This is a genomic window from Pantoea endophytica, from assembly GCF_002858935.1.
In the GTDB taxonomy this organism is placed as follows: Bacteria; Pseudomonadota; Gammaproteobacteria; order Enterobacterales; family Enterobacteriaceae; genus Pantoea; species Pantoea leporis.
On the sequence record NZ_PJRT01000005.1, the window covers coordinates 133,299 to 148,446 of the forward strand.

General features: G+C 56.5%; 17 protein-coding genes. 5 read left to right on the forward strand and 12 right to left on the reverse strand.

Going from position 1 to position 15,148, the window contains the following annotated elements; all coding sequences use genetic code 11:
• Positions 1 to 4: 4 nt before the first annotated feature.
• Both PZBJ_RS03110 and PZBJ_RS03115 read right to left on the reverse strand, forming a co-directional pair.
• The gene (locus PZBJ_RS03110) at positions 5 to 1,195 is read right to left on the reverse strand and encodes a M20 metallopeptidase family protein (protein ID WP_101761144.1); all 1,191 of its coding nucleotides are present in this window, start codon (positions 1,193 to 1,195) and stop codon (positions 5 to 7) included.
• A 249-nt stretch (positions 1,196 to 1,444) separates the two neighbouring features.
• Positions 1,445 to 2,335, reverse strand: a complete 891-nt coding sequence (locus PZBJ_RS03115; protein WP_101761145.1) for a LysR substrate-binding domain-containing protein — start codon at positions 2,333 to 2,335, stop codon at positions 1,445 to 1,447.
• Between the two features lie 105 nt (positions 2,336 to 2,440).
• Between PZBJ_RS03115 and PZBJ_RS03120 the strand changes: the two genes are divergently transcribed.
• Positions 2,441 to 3,145 (forward strand): SDR family oxidoreductase, encoded by a 705-nt coding sequence (locus PZBJ_RS03120; RefSeq protein WP_101761766.1) that lies wholly within the window; start codon positions 2,441 to 2,443, stop codon positions 3,143 to 3,145.
• Positions 3,146 to 3,482: 337 nt separating this feature from the next.
• On the opposite strand, the gene PZBJ_RS03125 is transcribed toward PZBJ_RS03120, so the two are convergent.
• Positions 3,483 to 4,415 (reverse strand): AraC family transcriptional regulator, encoded by a 933-nt coding sequence (locus PZBJ_RS03125; RefSeq protein ID WP_101761146.1) that lies wholly within the window; start codon positions 4,413 to 4,415, stop codon positions 3,483 to 3,485.
• Positions 4,416 to 4,574: 159 nt separating this feature from the next.
• Here PZBJ_RS03125 and PZBJ_RS03130 point away from each other — a divergent pair, with 159 nt between their 5' ends.
• Positions 4,575 to 5,306, forward strand: coding sequence for an SDR family oxidoreductase (locus tag PZBJ_RS03130; RefSeq protein WP_101761147.1), 732 nt, complete (start codon positions 4,575 to 4,577; stop codon positions 5,304 to 5,306).
• Between the two features lie 42 nt (positions 5,307 to 5,348).
• Here the strand turns inward: PZBJ_RS03130 and PZBJ_RS03135 are convergent, their stop codons facing one another.
• Genes PZBJ_RS03135 through PZBJ_RS03145 form a run of 3 tightly spaced genes read right to left on the reverse strand, consistent with a single transcriptional unit; the run spans position 5,349 to position 7,570 of the window.
• The gene (locus PZBJ_RS03135; RefSeq protein WP_101761148.1) at positions 5,349 to 6,038 is read right to left on the reverse strand and encodes a DJ-1/PfpI family protein; all 690 of its coding nucleotides are present in this window, start codon (positions 6,036 to 6,038) and stop codon (positions 5,349 to 5,351) included.
• Between the two features lie 49 nt (positions 6,039 to 6,087).
• Positions 6,088 to 7,056: a magnesium/cobalt transporter CorA gene (gene corA, locus PZBJ_RS03140; RefSeq protein WP_101761767.1), complete on the reverse strand. Its 969-nt coding sequence runs from the start codon at positions 7,054 to 7,056 to the stop codon at positions 6,088 to 6,090.
• A gap of 43 nt (positions 7,057 to 7,099) precedes the next feature.
• Entirely contained in the window at positions 7,100 to 7,570 is a 471-nt protein-coding gene (locus PZBJ_RS03145) for a GNAT family N-acetyltransferase (protein ID WP_101761149.1), read from the reverse strand.
• Positions 7,571 to 7,663: 93 nt separating this feature from the next.
• Between PZBJ_RS03145 and PZBJ_RS03150 the strand changes: the two genes are divergently transcribed.
• Positions 7,664 to 8,206, forward strand: coding sequence for a GNAT family N-acetyltransferase (locus PZBJ_RS03150; protein ID WP_101761150.1), 543 nt, complete (start codon positions 7,664 to 7,666; stop codon positions 8,204 to 8,206).
• On the opposite strand, the gene PZBJ_RS03155 is transcribed toward PZBJ_RS03150, so the two are convergent.
• The gene (locus tag PZBJ_RS03155; protein ID WP_008109204.1) at positions 8,188 to 8,508 is read right to left on the reverse strand and encodes an AzlD domain-containing protein; all 321 of its coding nucleotides are present in this window, start codon (positions 8,506 to 8,508) and stop codon (positions 8,188 to 8,190) included. The genes PZBJ_RS03150 and PZBJ_RS03155 overlap by 19 nt on opposite strands.
• Positions 8,498 to 9,172 (reverse strand): AzlC family ABC transporter permease, encoded by a 675-nt coding sequence (locus PZBJ_RS03160; protein ID WP_101761151.1) that lies wholly within the window; start codon positions 9,170 to 9,172, stop codon positions 8,498 to 8,500. Before PZBJ_RS03160 ends, PZBJ_RS03155 begins: the two co-directional genes overlap by 11 nt.
• A gap of 102 nt (positions 9,173 to 9,274) precedes the next feature.
• Between PZBJ_RS03160 and PZBJ_RS03165 the strand changes: the two genes are divergently transcribed.
• On the forward strand, positions 9,275 to 9,823 hold the full coding sequence (locus tag PZBJ_RS03165; protein WP_061719009.1) for a helix-turn-helix domain-containing protein: 549 nt from the start codon (positions 9,275 to 9,277) through the stop codon (positions 9,821 to 9,823).
• A gap of 140 nt (positions 9,824 to 9,963) precedes the next feature.
• On the forward strand, positions 9,964 to 10,485 hold the full coding sequence (locus PZBJ_RS03170) for a GNAT family N-acetyltransferase (protein WP_101761152.1): 522 nt from the start codon (positions 9,964 to 9,966) through the stop codon (positions 10,483 to 10,485).
• Here the strand turns inward: PZBJ_RS03170 and PZBJ_RS03175 are convergent.
• From PZBJ_RS03175 to PZBJ_RS03190, 4 genes are read right to left on the reverse strand one after another with little or no spacing between them, the layout of a single operon-like run.
• On the reverse strand, positions 10,482 to 11,885 hold the full coding sequence (locus PZBJ_RS03175) for an ABC transporter ATP-binding protein (protein ID WP_101761153.1): 1,404 nt from the start codon (positions 11,883 to 11,885) through the stop codon (positions 10,482 to 10,484). The genes PZBJ_RS03170 and PZBJ_RS03175 overlap by 4 nt on opposite strands.
• Complete coding sequence (locus PZBJ_RS03180) at positions 11,882 to 12,667, reverse strand: ABC transporter permease (protein ID WP_101761154.1); 786 nt, start codon at positions 12,665 to 12,667, stop codon at positions 11,882 to 11,884. The genes PZBJ_RS03175 and PZBJ_RS03180 overlap by 4 nt, the downstream gene beginning before the upstream one ends.
• Entirely contained in the window at positions 12,664 to 13,599 is a 936-nt protein-coding gene (locus PZBJ_RS03185; protein WP_101761155.1) for an ABC transporter permease, read from the reverse strand. The genes PZBJ_RS03180 and PZBJ_RS03185 overlap by 4 nt, the downstream gene beginning before the upstream one ends.
• Positions 13,599 to 15,125 carry an ABC transporter substrate-binding protein gene (locus PZBJ_RS03190; RefSeq protein WP_101761156.1) on the reverse strand — a complete coding sequence of 509 codons (1,527 nt, stop codon included), beginning with the start codon at positions 15,123 to 15,125 and terminating at the stop codon, positions 13,599 to 13,601. The genes PZBJ_RS03185 and PZBJ_RS03190 overlap by 1 nt, the downstream gene beginning before the upstream one ends.
• Positions 15,126 to 15,148: the final 23 nt, after the last annotated feature.

The window sequence follows — 15,148 nt, forward strand, 5'->3', positions numbered from 1 at the left end:
TTCGTTATTTTGAGAGTAAATCAATGGCTAAACGGGCTAATGCCTGCGTGCCGGCATGGATACTGCGCTCGTCGGGTTGGTAATCCGAATTATGCAGATGGTCGTCGCGTCCCGGTGCACCGGATCCAATGTGGATTTGGCAACCTGGCGCGCGCTCGGTAAACAGCGAGAAATCTTCGGCACCAAAGCTGGCGCTCGGTTTGGCGATAATCGCTTTACCAAACTGATGCGACAAAATCGGTTCCAGCACATCAATCAACGCATCGTCGTTCATCAACGGCGGTACACCGCGCTGATAATTGACCTCAACGCGCACATTCAGCGACAGCGCGACGCCCGCGCAGATACGTTTGAACGCCTCTTCAATGTGCGCACGCGCCGCCGGTGATTTGGCGCGCACAGTGCCCTGAATCAGGCAGCTATCGGAAATAATGTTGTGAGTGGTACCGCCATGAATATGGCCGATGGTCAGCACCGCTGAATTGGCGGGATCGAGTTCGCGCGAAATAATGGTTTGCAGCTGGCTCACCAGATTGACTGCAGCAATGATCGGATCGGTTCCCATGTGCGGACGGGCCGCGTGCGTTGATTTACCGTGCACTACCACATCAAACTCATCGCTGGAAGCGGTGCTGGCGCCACGCGTTAGGCCGATTTCACCGGCGGCCAGTTCCGGTTTGTTGTGCAGCGTGACGGCCAGATCGACGCCATCTGCGGCGCCATCAGCGATCATCGCTTCGGCCCCGCTATCGAGCGTCTCTTCTGCTGGCTGGAAAATCAAACGTAACGTGCCATGCAGCTGCGCGCGATAGTGCGGCACTATCGCCGCCACGCCGAGCATCGTCGCGGTGTGAATATCGTGGCCGCAGGCGTGCATTTTGCCGGGATATTGGCTGCTGAAAGGTAAGCCGGTTTGTTCGTGGATTGGCAACGCATCCATATCCGCGCGTAACAGCACGGTTTTACCGGGATGCGCGCCGACAATATCAACCATCACGCCAATTCTGCCAACGCCGGTTTGCGGCGTCAGACCCAGGCGCAGCAGTTCCTGCTCAACGATGTGGGCAGTGCGGACGGTGTCGAAACCCAGCTCCGGATGCGCGTGTATATCACGGCGGATGGCGATGAGATGCGCCTGCATGCTTTCACTTTTGGCGCTAATATCCCTGGCTAAAACATCTTTATGATCGGTCATATGCAAAGATCTTTTTCAGGCGTAAACCTGGCCTTTATGGCATTTTTATTAAAATTGACTCCGTATTTATTCACAGCCCCCGGCAGAATGCAACGCGCAATCCGTTGCTTTACTTGCTGAATTTTCGCGATATTTTGCTAATTCACTGCCTTGACAGGATAAAACCCCATGTCTGCATCATTAAGCAGTTATAACATTCATGATCCTGCGTGGATCATCAGTTTTACTGATTTCGTTATTGAACAAATATCAGCCGCTAACGTGCGCTAAAAGCCAATCACGCACCGCCATCACCGGCGCCTGCTGGCGCGGACGGCGCGGCCACACCAGATACCAACCGGCATCCAGGGGCATTTGCTGCGTAAACGCGGGCACCAACCGTCCGCTGGCGAGATCGTTCTGCACGAAATGCGGGCTGGTGAGCGCAATGCCCTGCCCGCTGATCGCCGCTTCCAGCGCCAGCGCGGTTTGATTGAAACGCAGGTGATGCTGATGATGCAGCGATAAATTCGGGAAGGTAAACGCGAGAAATGCAGGCCACAGATGGTGACCATCGTGCAACAAGGCGTAGCGCTGAAAGTTGTCGCTTGCTGCCGGATCGCCAAGCTCGGCTAACAGCGCAGGACTAACCACCGCTAATACCGTTTGGCTAAACAGCAAAGTGGCATCAAGACCCGCGCCAAACGGTGGCCTGCCATAACGCACCGCTAAATCGACGCCTTCATGATGAAACTGCACCAGCCGCTCAGAAGCCAACACGCGCAGATCGATATCCGGCCATGCGGTGGTAAAGCCCGGTAAACGCGGCAGCATCCAGCGGCTGGCAAAGGTGGGTGTAACGCTCAGCGTTAAGCGATTCGGTTCTGGTCGCAGCGTGCGCGTGGCTTCATCGATCAATTCAAATGCCTGACGAATGCTGACCGCATAGCCCGCACCCGCGCCGGTCAGCGCCAGCGTGCGCGGCAATCGATCAAACAATTTCAGTCCAAGGCTGGCTTCCAGACCACGAATTTGCTGCGCCACCGCGCCCTGTGTGACGCCTAACTCTTCTGCCGCCAGGCGAAAGTTAAGATGGCGCGTCACCGCTTCAAACACTTTCAACGCATTGAGCGGCGGTAGTTCGCTGAATCCCTGACTCATCCTGTAGTTTTCCTATCGTCAATTGGCAAACAGACTGACTCTCTGCTGCCAAAATTACCTTTTATACTGGTTTTAATCGATTTTTAATTAACAGGAAGATCAATGATGACAGTAGAAAAAGTTGCAATAATCGTCGCCGGTGGCAGCGGAATGGGAGCAGCAGCGGCTGAGAAACTGGCAAGCGATGGCTATAAAGTGGCAATCCTCTCCTCCTCCGGCAAAGGTGAAGCGCTGGCGGAGCGTCTGGGCGGTTTGGGCGTGACCGGTTCTAATCAGTCGGTAGCGGATCTGCAGAAACTGGTGGATCAAACGCTGGCGCGCTGGGGCCGAATAGATGTGCTGGTGAACAGCGCCGGTCATGGTCCGCGCGCGCCGATTTTGGCGTTAACCGATGAGCAGTGGCAGCTTGGCATGGAAACCTATTTTTTAAATGTGGTACGCGCCACGCGTCTGGTCACACCAATCATGCAGAAACAAGGCGGCGGCAGCATTATCAACATCTCCTCCGCTTGGACGTTTGAGCCAACCGATATGTTCCCGACCTCAGCGGTGTTCCGCGCCGGCCTGGCATCCTTCACCAAAATCTTTGCTGATGCCTACGCGGCCGATAACATCCGCATCAACAATGTGCTGCCTGGCTGGATCGACAGCTTGCCGAAAACCGATGAACGTCGGGATAGTGTGCCATTACAGCGTTACGGTACGTCTGAAGAAGTGGCGGCGACCAGCGCCTTCCTGGCTTCGCCTGGCGCAGCCTATATTACCGCTCAGAATATTCGTGTTGATGGTGGCGTGACGCGCAACGTTTAGCGAGTAAATGCGTAGTGTTCAGCCGCTCAGGGATCAGCGCCCTGCGCGGCTTTTCTTTTATTTATGGTTTACATTCCAGACCAAAAACAAGACTGGTCTCGTCGATTTCATTACCTCATAAAAGACAGAATAGTCTGATTCGCTGACAGGGATTTCTTACTTCAGCCAACGAACTTTCTTCTTAAATTCTGATTTGAGGTCGCAATGCAATCGATTTTACGTTCACGTTTCTCTTCTTTTCTGACAGTCGAACGCCGTGTAGTTTGGCAAATGATGTTTACCGGCTGCGCGATATTCTGGATTTTGATGGTCGTCGCCATCATGAGCATTCGCTAAGCTAATGCGCCTGTAATCGGCCGGACAGCTGCTCCGGCGGTAACAACTCAAACGCCCGCCTCATCTCCCGCGCCTCTTCTGCCGGACTGCGACCAAACAGCCTCTTGAACTCACGATTAAACTGCGAATCACTTTCATAGCCGACGCGCGCTGCGGCACCTGCGGCGGTAAGATTGTCGCGGATCATCATCAGACGCGCCTGATGCAATCGCAGCGATTTTAGATATTGAATCGGCGAGGTTTGCGTCACCGTTTTGAAATGCAGATGGAAGCGCGGCACGCTCATCCCGGCTTCATTTGCCAGATGCGGTACATCCAGCGGCTGACGCCAGTCGGCATGTATACGCTGCAAAGCCCGCGCGATACGACCAAAATGGCCTTGATAAGTTAACGCTGCACGCACCGCGCCACCCTGCTCGCCCATTAATACGCGAAAACAGATCTCTTCGACCCGCGCGGGTCCCAACACTTTGGCTTCAAGCGGATCGCTCAACGCTTCCAATAAACGCAGTGTGCTCTGCGCCAGGATTTCATTGATTGGTGTGGAGATGATGCCCGCCGGCGCAGCGGTTACCGCCGATTCACTGCTGGCCAGCTGCGCCACCAACCTCGCTACCATGGCAACATCCAGACGAATCGCGATGCCCAGCAGCGGCTCTTCTGATGTGGCTTCCGTCTCGGCAGAAAACGGCAGCGGCACTGACAACACCAGATAGTGCTGCGCATCATAGCGATACATCTTGTCGGCGAGGAAAGCTCGTTTTGATCCCTGGCAAATAATAATGATGCTCGGCTCATACAGTACCGGCGTGCGCGCCCACTGCCGATCGGCCCGCATAAAGCGCACGCTATCAAGCAGTGATTCGGTATAGCCTTCCTGACGCGCCAGCTGGCTGAGTAAAGCGCAGGTGCGCTGTTGCACGGATTGCGACATAAATAATTTCCACTGAGATATTCAGGCAAAGCATAGCCATCAAGCTGCTGTTTGCACAATGCACGCGAGAGGATCAGGCAAAGATGCGCCACAATCCGGTCTGTTACGCATTGCGTGATTTATCAACAATAGCCTCGTCAATTCAACGAGGGGTACACCATGAACACAGCCAAGAAAGTGATTATTTTGACAGGTGCCAGCAGCGGCATAGGCGAAGATATTGCACGTCATCTGGCGCAGCAAGGTCATCAACTGGTGCTTGGCGCGCGCCGCACCGATCGTCTGCAAGCGTTAAGTGAAGAGCTGCGCTTTGGCGGCGCGAACGTGGATTATCTCGCTACCGACGTCACCCAACGCGCTGATATCCAGCAGCTGGCCGATTTTGCACGGGAAAAATATGGCCGTATTGATGTGATGATCAACAATGCCGGCGTCATGCCGCTGTCACCCATGAGTTCAATGAAAGTCGATGAATGGGACTTGATGCTCGACGTCAATGTTCGCGGCGTGCTGTATGGCATTGCGGCGGTGCTGCCGACCATGCAGGCGCAGCAGTTTGGTCACATTATTAATATCGCCTCGGTTGGCGCGCTAACCGTTTCGCCGACCGCCGCCGTTTACTGCGCCACTAAATTCGCCGTACGCGCGATTTCCGATGGCCTGCGTCAGGAGTCGCAACATCTGCGGGTTACGGTGATCAATCCCGGCGTAGTCGAATCTGAACTGGCGGATAGCATCACCGATAGCACCGCGCGTGAAGCGATGAAAAGCTATCGCCAGATCGCGCTCCAGCCAGCAGCGATTGCCAACGCGGTGAGTTGGGCCATCGATCAACCTGGCGAAGTGGATACCAGTGAAATCACCGTGCGCCCTACTGCCAGCGCACATTAAGCAGTAACAACCGTGGCGATTTCAGGCTGAAATCGCCAGCTTTCACTCCTCGCGCTTGAGCCGCGCAGCGGCACTTTCTGTCGCCGCACGTCGACGAGCAATAAAATCCTGCATCTGGCTTTTTGCCTCGGCCAAACGCTGCGGCGAGGCGCTGCGCGGTGAACCCGAATGGAATGGCGGCGCCGGATCGTACTCCATCTGCAGCTGGATATTTTCTGCGATTTCACGTCCAAGCAGCTCTTCCGCTACGGTTAACGCAAAATCAATGCCCGAGGTGACGCCCGCGCCAGTGATGCGGTTGCGATCGCGCACAACGCGTTCGGCCACCGGCGTGGCACCGAGCAAGCTCAGCTGATCAAGCGAACCCCAATGCGACGTCGCGCGATATCCCTGCAACAATCCCGCAGCACCTAATATCAGCGAACCGGTACACACCGAAGTTACCCACTTGGCGTTCTCCGCCATACGACGGACAAAATCCAGCGTTTCGTCATCGTCCATCAGCGCAATTTGTCCGGGACCGCCGGGAATGCAGATCAAGTCGAGTTGCGGGCAATCGGTAAAGGTCACGGTGGGTACGATCGCCAGACCGCGATCCGACATCACCGGCTGGCGATCTTTCCAAATCAGATAATTGTTAGCGTTGGGCATGCGGGCAAACACTTCCCACGGACCGGTGAGATCGAGCTGCGTGAGGTTGGGGAACAGCATCAGACCAATATTAAAGGACATCTTTCGCTCCAGATCGCAGGAAGTTGTAAAAAATGCAGGCATTCAGCGGTTAAAGCCAACCGGCCTTTTTCAGCCGCCACCACATCACGCAGCAGATAACAACAGTAATGCCCACCACGGCGGGATAGCCAAAGTGCGTGTGCAACTCCGGCATATCGGGGAAGTTCATGCCGTACATACTGAAAATGATGGTGGGCACAATCAGGATCGCCCCCCAACCGGCGAGCTTTTTGTTTACTTCGCTTTGCTGCACCGACACCAGCGCCAGATTCACCTGCATCGCGCTGGTGAGCATTTCGCGCATGTCTTCCGCATCGATCATCACATGATGCGCGTGGTCCTGTACGTCACGCAGATAGGCGCGCAGATTTTTCGGGATGATATCTTCGTGGAAGCGCACCAGCTGCTGGCAGATTTCCGTCACCGGCAGCGCCGCATTGCGTAGCGCCAGCAGTTCACGGCGCAGATGATAGACGTTTTGCAACGCGTCGCTGTCAAAACGCGTAGTAAACATGCCCTGTTCCAGCCCGCCAATGCGATCGTTAAGTGATTCGGTGATTTTGCTGTAGTTATCGACGATGAAATCGAGGATGCAATAGAGCGCATAACCCGGACCTTCACACAGTAATGCGTGGTTCTTTTCGGCTTTGGTGCGGATGTCGGCATAACCTTCCGATGAACCGTGACGCACGGTGATCAGGAAGTTTTTGCCAAGGAAGAAGTGGGTTTCGCCGAAGGTGATGCGCTGCAAATCGTCCATGTGCGCGGTTTTTACCACAATAAATACCGAATCACCGTACTGCTCAATCTTTGGTCGCTGATGCGCTACCAGCGCATCTTCTATTGCCAGTTCGTGCAGGCTGAACTCCTGCTGCAGCGTCTGCATAAAGGCCGGTTCGGGTTGGTACAAACCCATCCAGACGAAGGATTTCTCTTCTTTTAATACTTCACTAATATCAGCGATGTCGACATGCTCTTCACGCTTACCGTGGCGATACGCTACGCAATTAATGACCATATTCGCGCCGTCCTTGTTGTTTTCACTTTTTTTCATTTTAGCCTTAAAGCTCGCGTACCATTTCGACGCAGGGAAGATCGGCTTGCGCCAGCGCTGAGGGATAAAGCGTCTCACGCACCACACGAAAACCGTGACGCAGATAAAAGCCGCTCGCGTTGGGCGTGGCGGCGAGCGTCAGTTTATCAAAACCCCGCTGACGCGCTTCATCGATGATTACCTGCATGATGGCGCTGGCATAACCTTTGCCGTTGCAGGCGGGCAGCGTGAAGATCGCTTCAACGCTGCCGTTGTGCAAGTCAAGAAATCCGGTCGCGGCCACGCCATATTCAGCATCCTCAACCACATAAAACGGATGGCTTCTGACCGCCTCGAAATAGCCGGACGGTAACGCATCGGGTGTCCATGCGCTGATAACATCAGCGGGATAAACACCTCGGCAACCGTGGCGAATGGCAAGGTTGCGGATGCGCCACAACGTGGCCGTTTCATCACAGCGGGCTAAACGCGGTTTCATACGTTTTCCTCTATGCTAGTAATCCGTGGAGTATCACAGTAACAAAACTCATCAGGAAGATAACGCCGGTTCCGGCTACAAAAGGTTACGACAATGCAACTCACTTCATCACGTTTGTTTCTTCGTCCGGTTGAACCCACCGATGTTCAGCGCCTGTTTGCCATCTATGGCGATCCCGCTACCAATATGTTCAATCCGGCGGGTCCGTTTCCCGATTTAGCCTTTGCAGAGGAGGTGTTAAATCGCTGGCTGGCGCACTGGCAATCCTTTCCCTTTGGTAACTGGGCAATTTGCCTGCGGGAACAGCCGGATGAGGTTATCGGATTTGGTGGTTTATCGGTGCGCGAGTTTGCTGGCAAGCCGGTAAACAATCTTGGCTATCGTCTGGCGAAAGAGGCGTGGGGAAAAGGTTTCGCCACCGAGTTTGCACGAAGGGTTATCGCTTATGGCTTCGATGAATGCCAGCTTCCGGTTATTGATGCGGCGGTGCGTCAGGATCATATAGCATCACAGCAGGTACTGGAAAAGGCGGGACTGCGCTGTTACGGCCAGGTTCACGATGTTCCGGGCGCGCCCGCCAGTTTGGTATATGAATTACGCGCGCAAACCTGGCGCGATCAGGGCACGCCGAAGTAACGTAGCAACGCGGTCATTAGCGCGGCACCGATAATCACCAGTATTAGCGGTGTGCGGCGCCAGGCCAAAAACACCGCAAACAGCACGCCGGCGATGCGCGCCACGCCGGCAAAATGCGTGCCTTCAAACAGCGCGGTGGTAACGGCCACCGCCAGCAGCAAAACGGTGGCAGCATCGGATAGCATATTGCGTGCGCGATCCGACATCTGCATGCGGCTGCCCAGGCGATAACCGGCGAAACGAATCGCATAAGTGCCTACCGCCAGCAGCGCGATGCCGCCAATGATCAGATTATTTTGCATTTTTACGCTCCCGCCAGCTCAGTAATCCCAACAGTGAAAACAGCACCGGCATGCCCGCTGGCACAAACGGTGTCGCCAGCACAGACAGCGCGGTGCCGAGCGTAGCGGGGATCAGCGTACGACGCTGACGCAGCGCCGGGAATATCAGGGCAATCAGGATCGCTGGGAACACCGCATCCAGACCAATGGCCGATACGTCGGGAATAAAGCGCCCGATCACCGCACCGCCAATGACCGACAGCGGCCAGATGGTGAAAATACCTAATCCGCAAATCCAGTACGCGGCACGACGTTGCGCCAGTTTTGGCTGGGAAATACCAAACACCACGCTTTCATCATTCATGATGTGGCATCCCAACAAACTGCGGCTGCCTTTACCAACCAGATCTTTCACCGCAATGCCAAACGGCAGATGACGCGCGTTGACCAGCAAACCCGCCGCCGCCGCCGTTAACGGACTGCCGCCGCCAGCCACGATGCCGATAAACAGGAATTCCGACGCGCCCGCCAGCACCAGCGTTGATAGTGCAATCGGCACCCACAGCGGAAACCCTTCCGCTGCCGCCAGCGAACCGTAAGAGAGCCCGACAATGCCGTCGGCAAGACAAACCAGGAAAATGGCTTTTATTACTCCGCGATCAAGCGGTACTACACCCAGACGCATCACAATTTGATCTCATATCGAACAGGAAAGCCGTTATAATGAACGCGCCAGAATCGTTTTACAAGACGAACAAATCGTTCGATATAAAGAACAGGAGAGGGTTTGACTACGCCAATTGATATTATTGCTGTCGGATTACTGCGCGAACGTCAGCGCGCGGGGCTTTCACTGACAGAGGTGGCGCGTCGCGCCGGTATCGCCAAATCTACGCTGTCGCAGCTCGAAGCGGGCAATGGCAATCCCAGCCTTGAAACGTTGTGGGCGCTGTGTGTGGCGCTGAACATTCCTTTCGCGCGTTTGATGGAGCCGGAAGTGAAGCGATTGCAGGTAATTCGCCGTGGCGAAGGCATGATCGTCTCGGCGGAGATGGCGGATTATCAGGCAGCTTTGCTGGCAAGTTGCCCGCCCGGCGGACGCCGCGATCTCTATCTGGTCACCAGCCAACCGGGCGCGCCGCGCGATTCAAAACCGCATCCGCCGGGCTCGGTGGAGCATGTGATTATCGCGCGTGGCCGGGCGCTGGTTGGGCCGCGCGATGCGCCGGTCGAACTGCATCCCGGCGACTACATTTGCTATCCCGCTGACGAACCGCATGTGTTCGAAGCCTTAGAGGCGGATACCATGGCGGTGCAGTTGTCGGAGCAGAATTGAGTGTCGGTGGGTCAGGTCGCCATAAATGGCGCCACTATGGAATTGCAGAGTGACCATCAGAATTTCCTATTATTAAATCCGATGATTCGCGTGCGGCGCGGTGGCATGCTGTGGTTTTCGCCGCTAAGAATCAGGAACATATGGACATTATTCCCGCCCGACCTCATCACGCCGCTGCCATTCAGAAAATCTACGCCTGGCATGTGCTGCACGGCACCGCGACCTTTGAAACTGAACCACCTTCGGCGAGCGAAATGCAGAATCGCGTGCAGGATGTGCAGCAGCGCGGCGGTTTTTGGCTGGTGGCGCAGGAGGATGATCAGGTGTTGGGTTACTGCTATCTGGCGCCGTATCGCCCGCGCTATGCCTATCGCTTTACGCTGGAGGATTCGATTTACCTCGATCAGCAGCAAACCGGCAGAGGCATTGGTCGCGCACTGTTGCAAAAAGCCATTGCGCTGGCGGAAGCGGCGGGATTTCGCCAAATCATCGCGATTGTTGGCGATAGCGCGAATGCCGGATCGCTGGGATTACACCGGGCGCTCGGTTTTGAGCACACCGGTGTAATGAAATCGGTGGGATTCAAACATGGCCGCTGGCTGGATACCGTAGTGATGCAGCGTTCACTCGGTCACGGCGACAGCCAGCCGCCAGAACGTTAAGCGACTGCCTCCATCGCGATCATACGATGCGTGCCCTTTTCCAGCAGATCGCGATCGTGGCTCACCAGCAACACCGCGCACTGCTGCTCGCGCGCCAGCGAGGTGATGAGCTGGATGGTTTGCTGCTGCACCAGCGGATCCAGACGCGATGTAGGTTCATCGGCAAACAGAAATACCGGATCCAGCAGCATCACGCGTAACAGCGAGAAGCGCTGCAGCTCGCCGCCCGACAGTGAATCGGGACGACGCGTCAGCAGTTCCGGCGTCAGCGCCAATTGCTCCATCAGCGCATCCCGCCGCGTGGAGGCGATGCGATGACGGCGCAACACATCGTCCAGGCTTTGCGCCAGCGTGCGTGTCGGTGGGAACAGCGCAGACGGATCCTGATAAATCTTCTGGTATTTCAGCCCATCGACCGCCGCATGCCGCGTCACCTTGCCTTGCTGCGGCGTTAGCAGGCCGAGCAGCACATCGCCAAAGCTACTTTTACCGCTGCCGCTGGCACCGTGTAATCCAACGATTTCTCCGGCGTGCAGCCTGAAGTCTTGCGGCACGCCGAGCGATTTACCGCCGCGCTGCAAGCGGATGCCCTCAGCGCTCACCACCGGTTTACTGCCCATAACGGTTTGTTGCCGTGCAGGCCAGGCGGTGGGATCGGCGGCGAGTAATTCACGCGTATAGCGCTGCTGCGGTTCATGTAACACCTGTTCCGCCCTGCCCTGCTCGATCACCTTGCCTTTATGCATCACGATCACCTCACCGCTCAACTGGCGGGCCAGCGCGATGTCGTGGGTGATGGTGAGCAGTGTGCCGCCGTCGGCCACTTCCCGGCGCAGTAAGGCCGCTACCTCATCACGACGCGCCACATCCAGCCCTTTGGTTGGTTCATCGGCAATCAGTATCTCCGCGCCACCTGCTCGTGCGGCGGCAAAGGCGGCGCGCTGCGCCATCCCGCCGGAGAGTTGCCACGGAAAACGCGGCGCCGCATCCTGTAAACCAAGCTGTTGTAAATCGCGCTGGGCCGACAGTGCGCTGGTGGATTTCGCCTGTCCGCGTACATAACGATAGCCTTCCGCAATCTGCTGAAGCACTGACATGGTGGGATCCAGCGACAGCCACGGCTCCTGCGGCAGCGACGCTAATGTGCGGCCCCATAATTCACGCAACAATTCGGCATCCTGTGGCAGAGTGAAACATTGTTCGTTGATGATCAGCGTGCCGCTGGCCTGTAAATCGTCAGGCAAAATGCCCATGATCGCTTGTGCCAGCAGGCTTTTACCTGAACCGGTTTCACCCAGCAAGGTCAGCGGTTGTCCGGGCTGCAGGGTGAAATCAACCGGTTCCACCAGCGTAGCGCTGGCGGTTGTGACGCTGATGCCGATAACCTGTAATCCTTTCATTTACGCTCCTCTTTCATTAACAGATTCAGGCTGATCAACAGCAGAAACAGCGCGATTACCGGCTGCATTAGCAGCCACGGTGCTTCCCAGGCAAACGGCAGCAGTTCGGTCATCATCAAACCCAGTTCTGGCGTCGGCGGACGTACGCCGACGCTGATAAAGCCAAGCGCGGAGACCGCCATGATGGCGCTGCTGAACGAGAACAGAGTCAACGTGGTTAATACCGGCGCTAACGCTGGCCACAGGTGTCGGCGGAAACGGTAGAACGCCGAAAAACCGAGCAACTTTGAGGCCTGCATGCCGGGTGCCTGCACAATCGGGCGCAGGGTTGCGCGCGTGACGCGGAAGAACTCCACCCACAGCACCAGCGAAATCCCCAGCCACAACATGCCGGGAGAATCCGGCGCAATCGCCGCTAACAGCAGTACCAGCAGCAATCCCGGCAGCGCCAGACACATATCGCCGAGCATGCTGAGCAGACGATCCAGCCAGCCGCCATACAGTGCGCTGAATACGCCAGCCAGCACGCCCGCAAGCAGTGCGCTCATCACACAGAGCGCCGCGAGACCCAGCGAAAGGCGCAACGCGGCACTGAGGCGCGGCAGCATGTCGCGACCAAGATGATCAAACCCGAGAAGATTGGCGCCGCTCGGCGCGTGCAGCATCTGCAGCAGATCCTGTTCCAGCGGATCGCCGTGATGAATCAGGGGCAGCAGGAAGGCGAAACCAAGCAGCAAGCACAACAGCAGCAGGCCGATAAGACGCGAAAATGAAATTGTCATGCGCGCGTTCCTCTGGGATCAAGCAGATGACAACCCGCATCCACCAGCATATTCAGCAGCACGAACAGCAGTCCGAGCGTCATGGCGCTGGCCTGAATCACCGGCACATCGCGGGCGAAGATGGCATGCACCAGCGCGTGACCAATGCCAGGCCAGGCAAACAGCGTTTCTACCACCACCACACCTTCCACCAGCCAGACAAACTGCATGCCGAACCAGGTCAATACCGGCGATGCGAGGTTGCGCAATCCATGACGACGCAATAGCGTTGCGGGCGCTAATCCTTTCTGCGCGCCCCAGCGGTAATAGCCCGAGCTGACAACCTGATACGTGGCTTCACGCACCACGCGCACGCCCACCGCGGTTAACGACAATGCCAGCGTCAACGATGGCAACATAAAATGACGCAGCTCGCCATGCCCGGCGCTGGGCAGCCAATCGAGCTGCAGCGCCAGCAGGACAATCAGCAGCATGCCCAGCGCAAAATGCGGCACCGATTTCAGCAGCGCGCTCAGCCAGAATAACGCGCGGTCGAGCTTGCCATTGGCGTGACATCCCGCCCAAATACCCAGCGGCAAAGTGAACAGAATCGTCAGGAAAAGCGATGAACCTGCCAGCGCCAGCGTTTGACTCAGCTGCCAGCGCAGTTCATCCATCACCGGTTCGCCGGAGACCAGCGAGCGACCAAAGTTGAACTGCATCAGATCGAATAGCCAGTGCAGCAACGCGCTGCCCTGCTGCAGCGAGTCACTTAGCTCCTGCTGCACCCGCGCCACCGCACTGGCATCCACCCGATCGTAGCCATAACGACCGCTGGCAATACGCCATGCCATATCGCCGGGCAAGGACTGCACCAAAAACCAGGTGAGTAGTCCCACCGCCAACACCACAAAAGCCGCCTGCGCTACGCGCCAGCCAAGTAGTTTGAACATTATTGCTCCCACTGCATCTGACGCAGACCAAAGTGGCGTTCAAACGGATCGAGCGTGACGTTTTTCAGCTTGCTGTTAATCGCGGCCGATTGCTGATACCAGGCAATCGGGATCACTGGCAGATCCTGCTGTAACGAGGCAGTGATCAGGTTACGTGCCTGCGCACGTTCTGCCGTGTCAGTGGATTGCGTTAAGGTGTGCAACGCCGCGCTAAAACCGGCCGGATGCCAGTTCATCGCGCCCCAGTCGCCGCCCTTTTCCGCATAATCCTGCAGTAACGTGCCGGTGGGATCAGGCGTGAGTGCAAAGTTGCGGGAAAACAGCGCCAGTTGTAGACGATTGCTGTGATGCTGCGCCGGAATTTCGCTGGCGTTGGTGGAGTTGATCTTCACTTCAATGCCGACTTTACGCAGCTGCTGCTGGATAACCATCGCCATCAGCGGCAGTTCGGGACGATCGGGGAAGGTCAACAGTGTCACACTAAAGCGCTGGCCGTTACGTGCTAACACGCCATCTGAACCCATTTTCCAACCCGCCGCCTGCAGTTGCTGTGCCGCCTGCTGCGGATTGAATTGCAACGGTTGCAGTGCGTTGTTGTGCCATTCACCCATATTCGGCGGGAATAACTGAGTGGCCGCGCCCGGATAACGCAATACCGCCATCGCCAGCGCGTTACGGTCAATCGCCATGCTGATCGCTGCACGCACCGGCTGTTCGGCTAACAGCGGATCGCCCGCATTGAGTTTCAGCATCAGCGTGCGCGGCACCGGAATGGCCGGCAGTTGTAGCGCTGGCTTGCGCGATAAACGCTGACGGCTGGCAGCATCCAGGTTGAATACGTAATCCGCGTCGCCGCTTTCCGCCAGCAAGGCGCGGGTTTCGGCGCGTCCGGAAGAGAGATAGCTGGCGGCCGCAATCGCCGGCTTTTCGCCCCAGTAATCGTCAAAACGTTTTACTGCCAGCGATTGCGGTGGCTGGAATGACGTCAGCATAAACGGGCCGCTGCCGATGATGCGGGTGATGTTATCCTGCGCATCCCAGCTAGCCAACGCCAGAATCTGGGAACGGCTCTCTGCTAAAACCGAAAGCAGCGGCGTAAATGGTTCGCTCAAGGTGATGGTGACGCGTTGCCCTTCCCCGCTGATAGCGGTGATCGGCGTTTTATCCAGCAGACCCGCTTTGCTGCGCGCGGTGTTGAGTGATTTCACCACCGCGGCCGCATCCAATGGCGATCCATCATGGAAGCGCACGTTGGGACGCAAATTTAATTGCCATTGCAGTCCATCTGCCGATACCTGCCAGCTTTGCGCCAGCGCCGGAATGGGCTCGGCGCGTTCGTTTACTTCCACCAGCGTTTCCACCACATCCATTCGCAACAATATGTCGCCGGAGAGCGCGGGATCGGCGCCTTTGATTTCAAACGGTGCCGCAATGCGCACCGTTTTATCCTGATGTTCAGCCGCCATTGAGGCGTAAGAAGCCAGGCCTAACGCCGAAGCGATAAGCAAATTTTTCATTGATTTCATTAAGATTTCCGACTGAAGCCGCT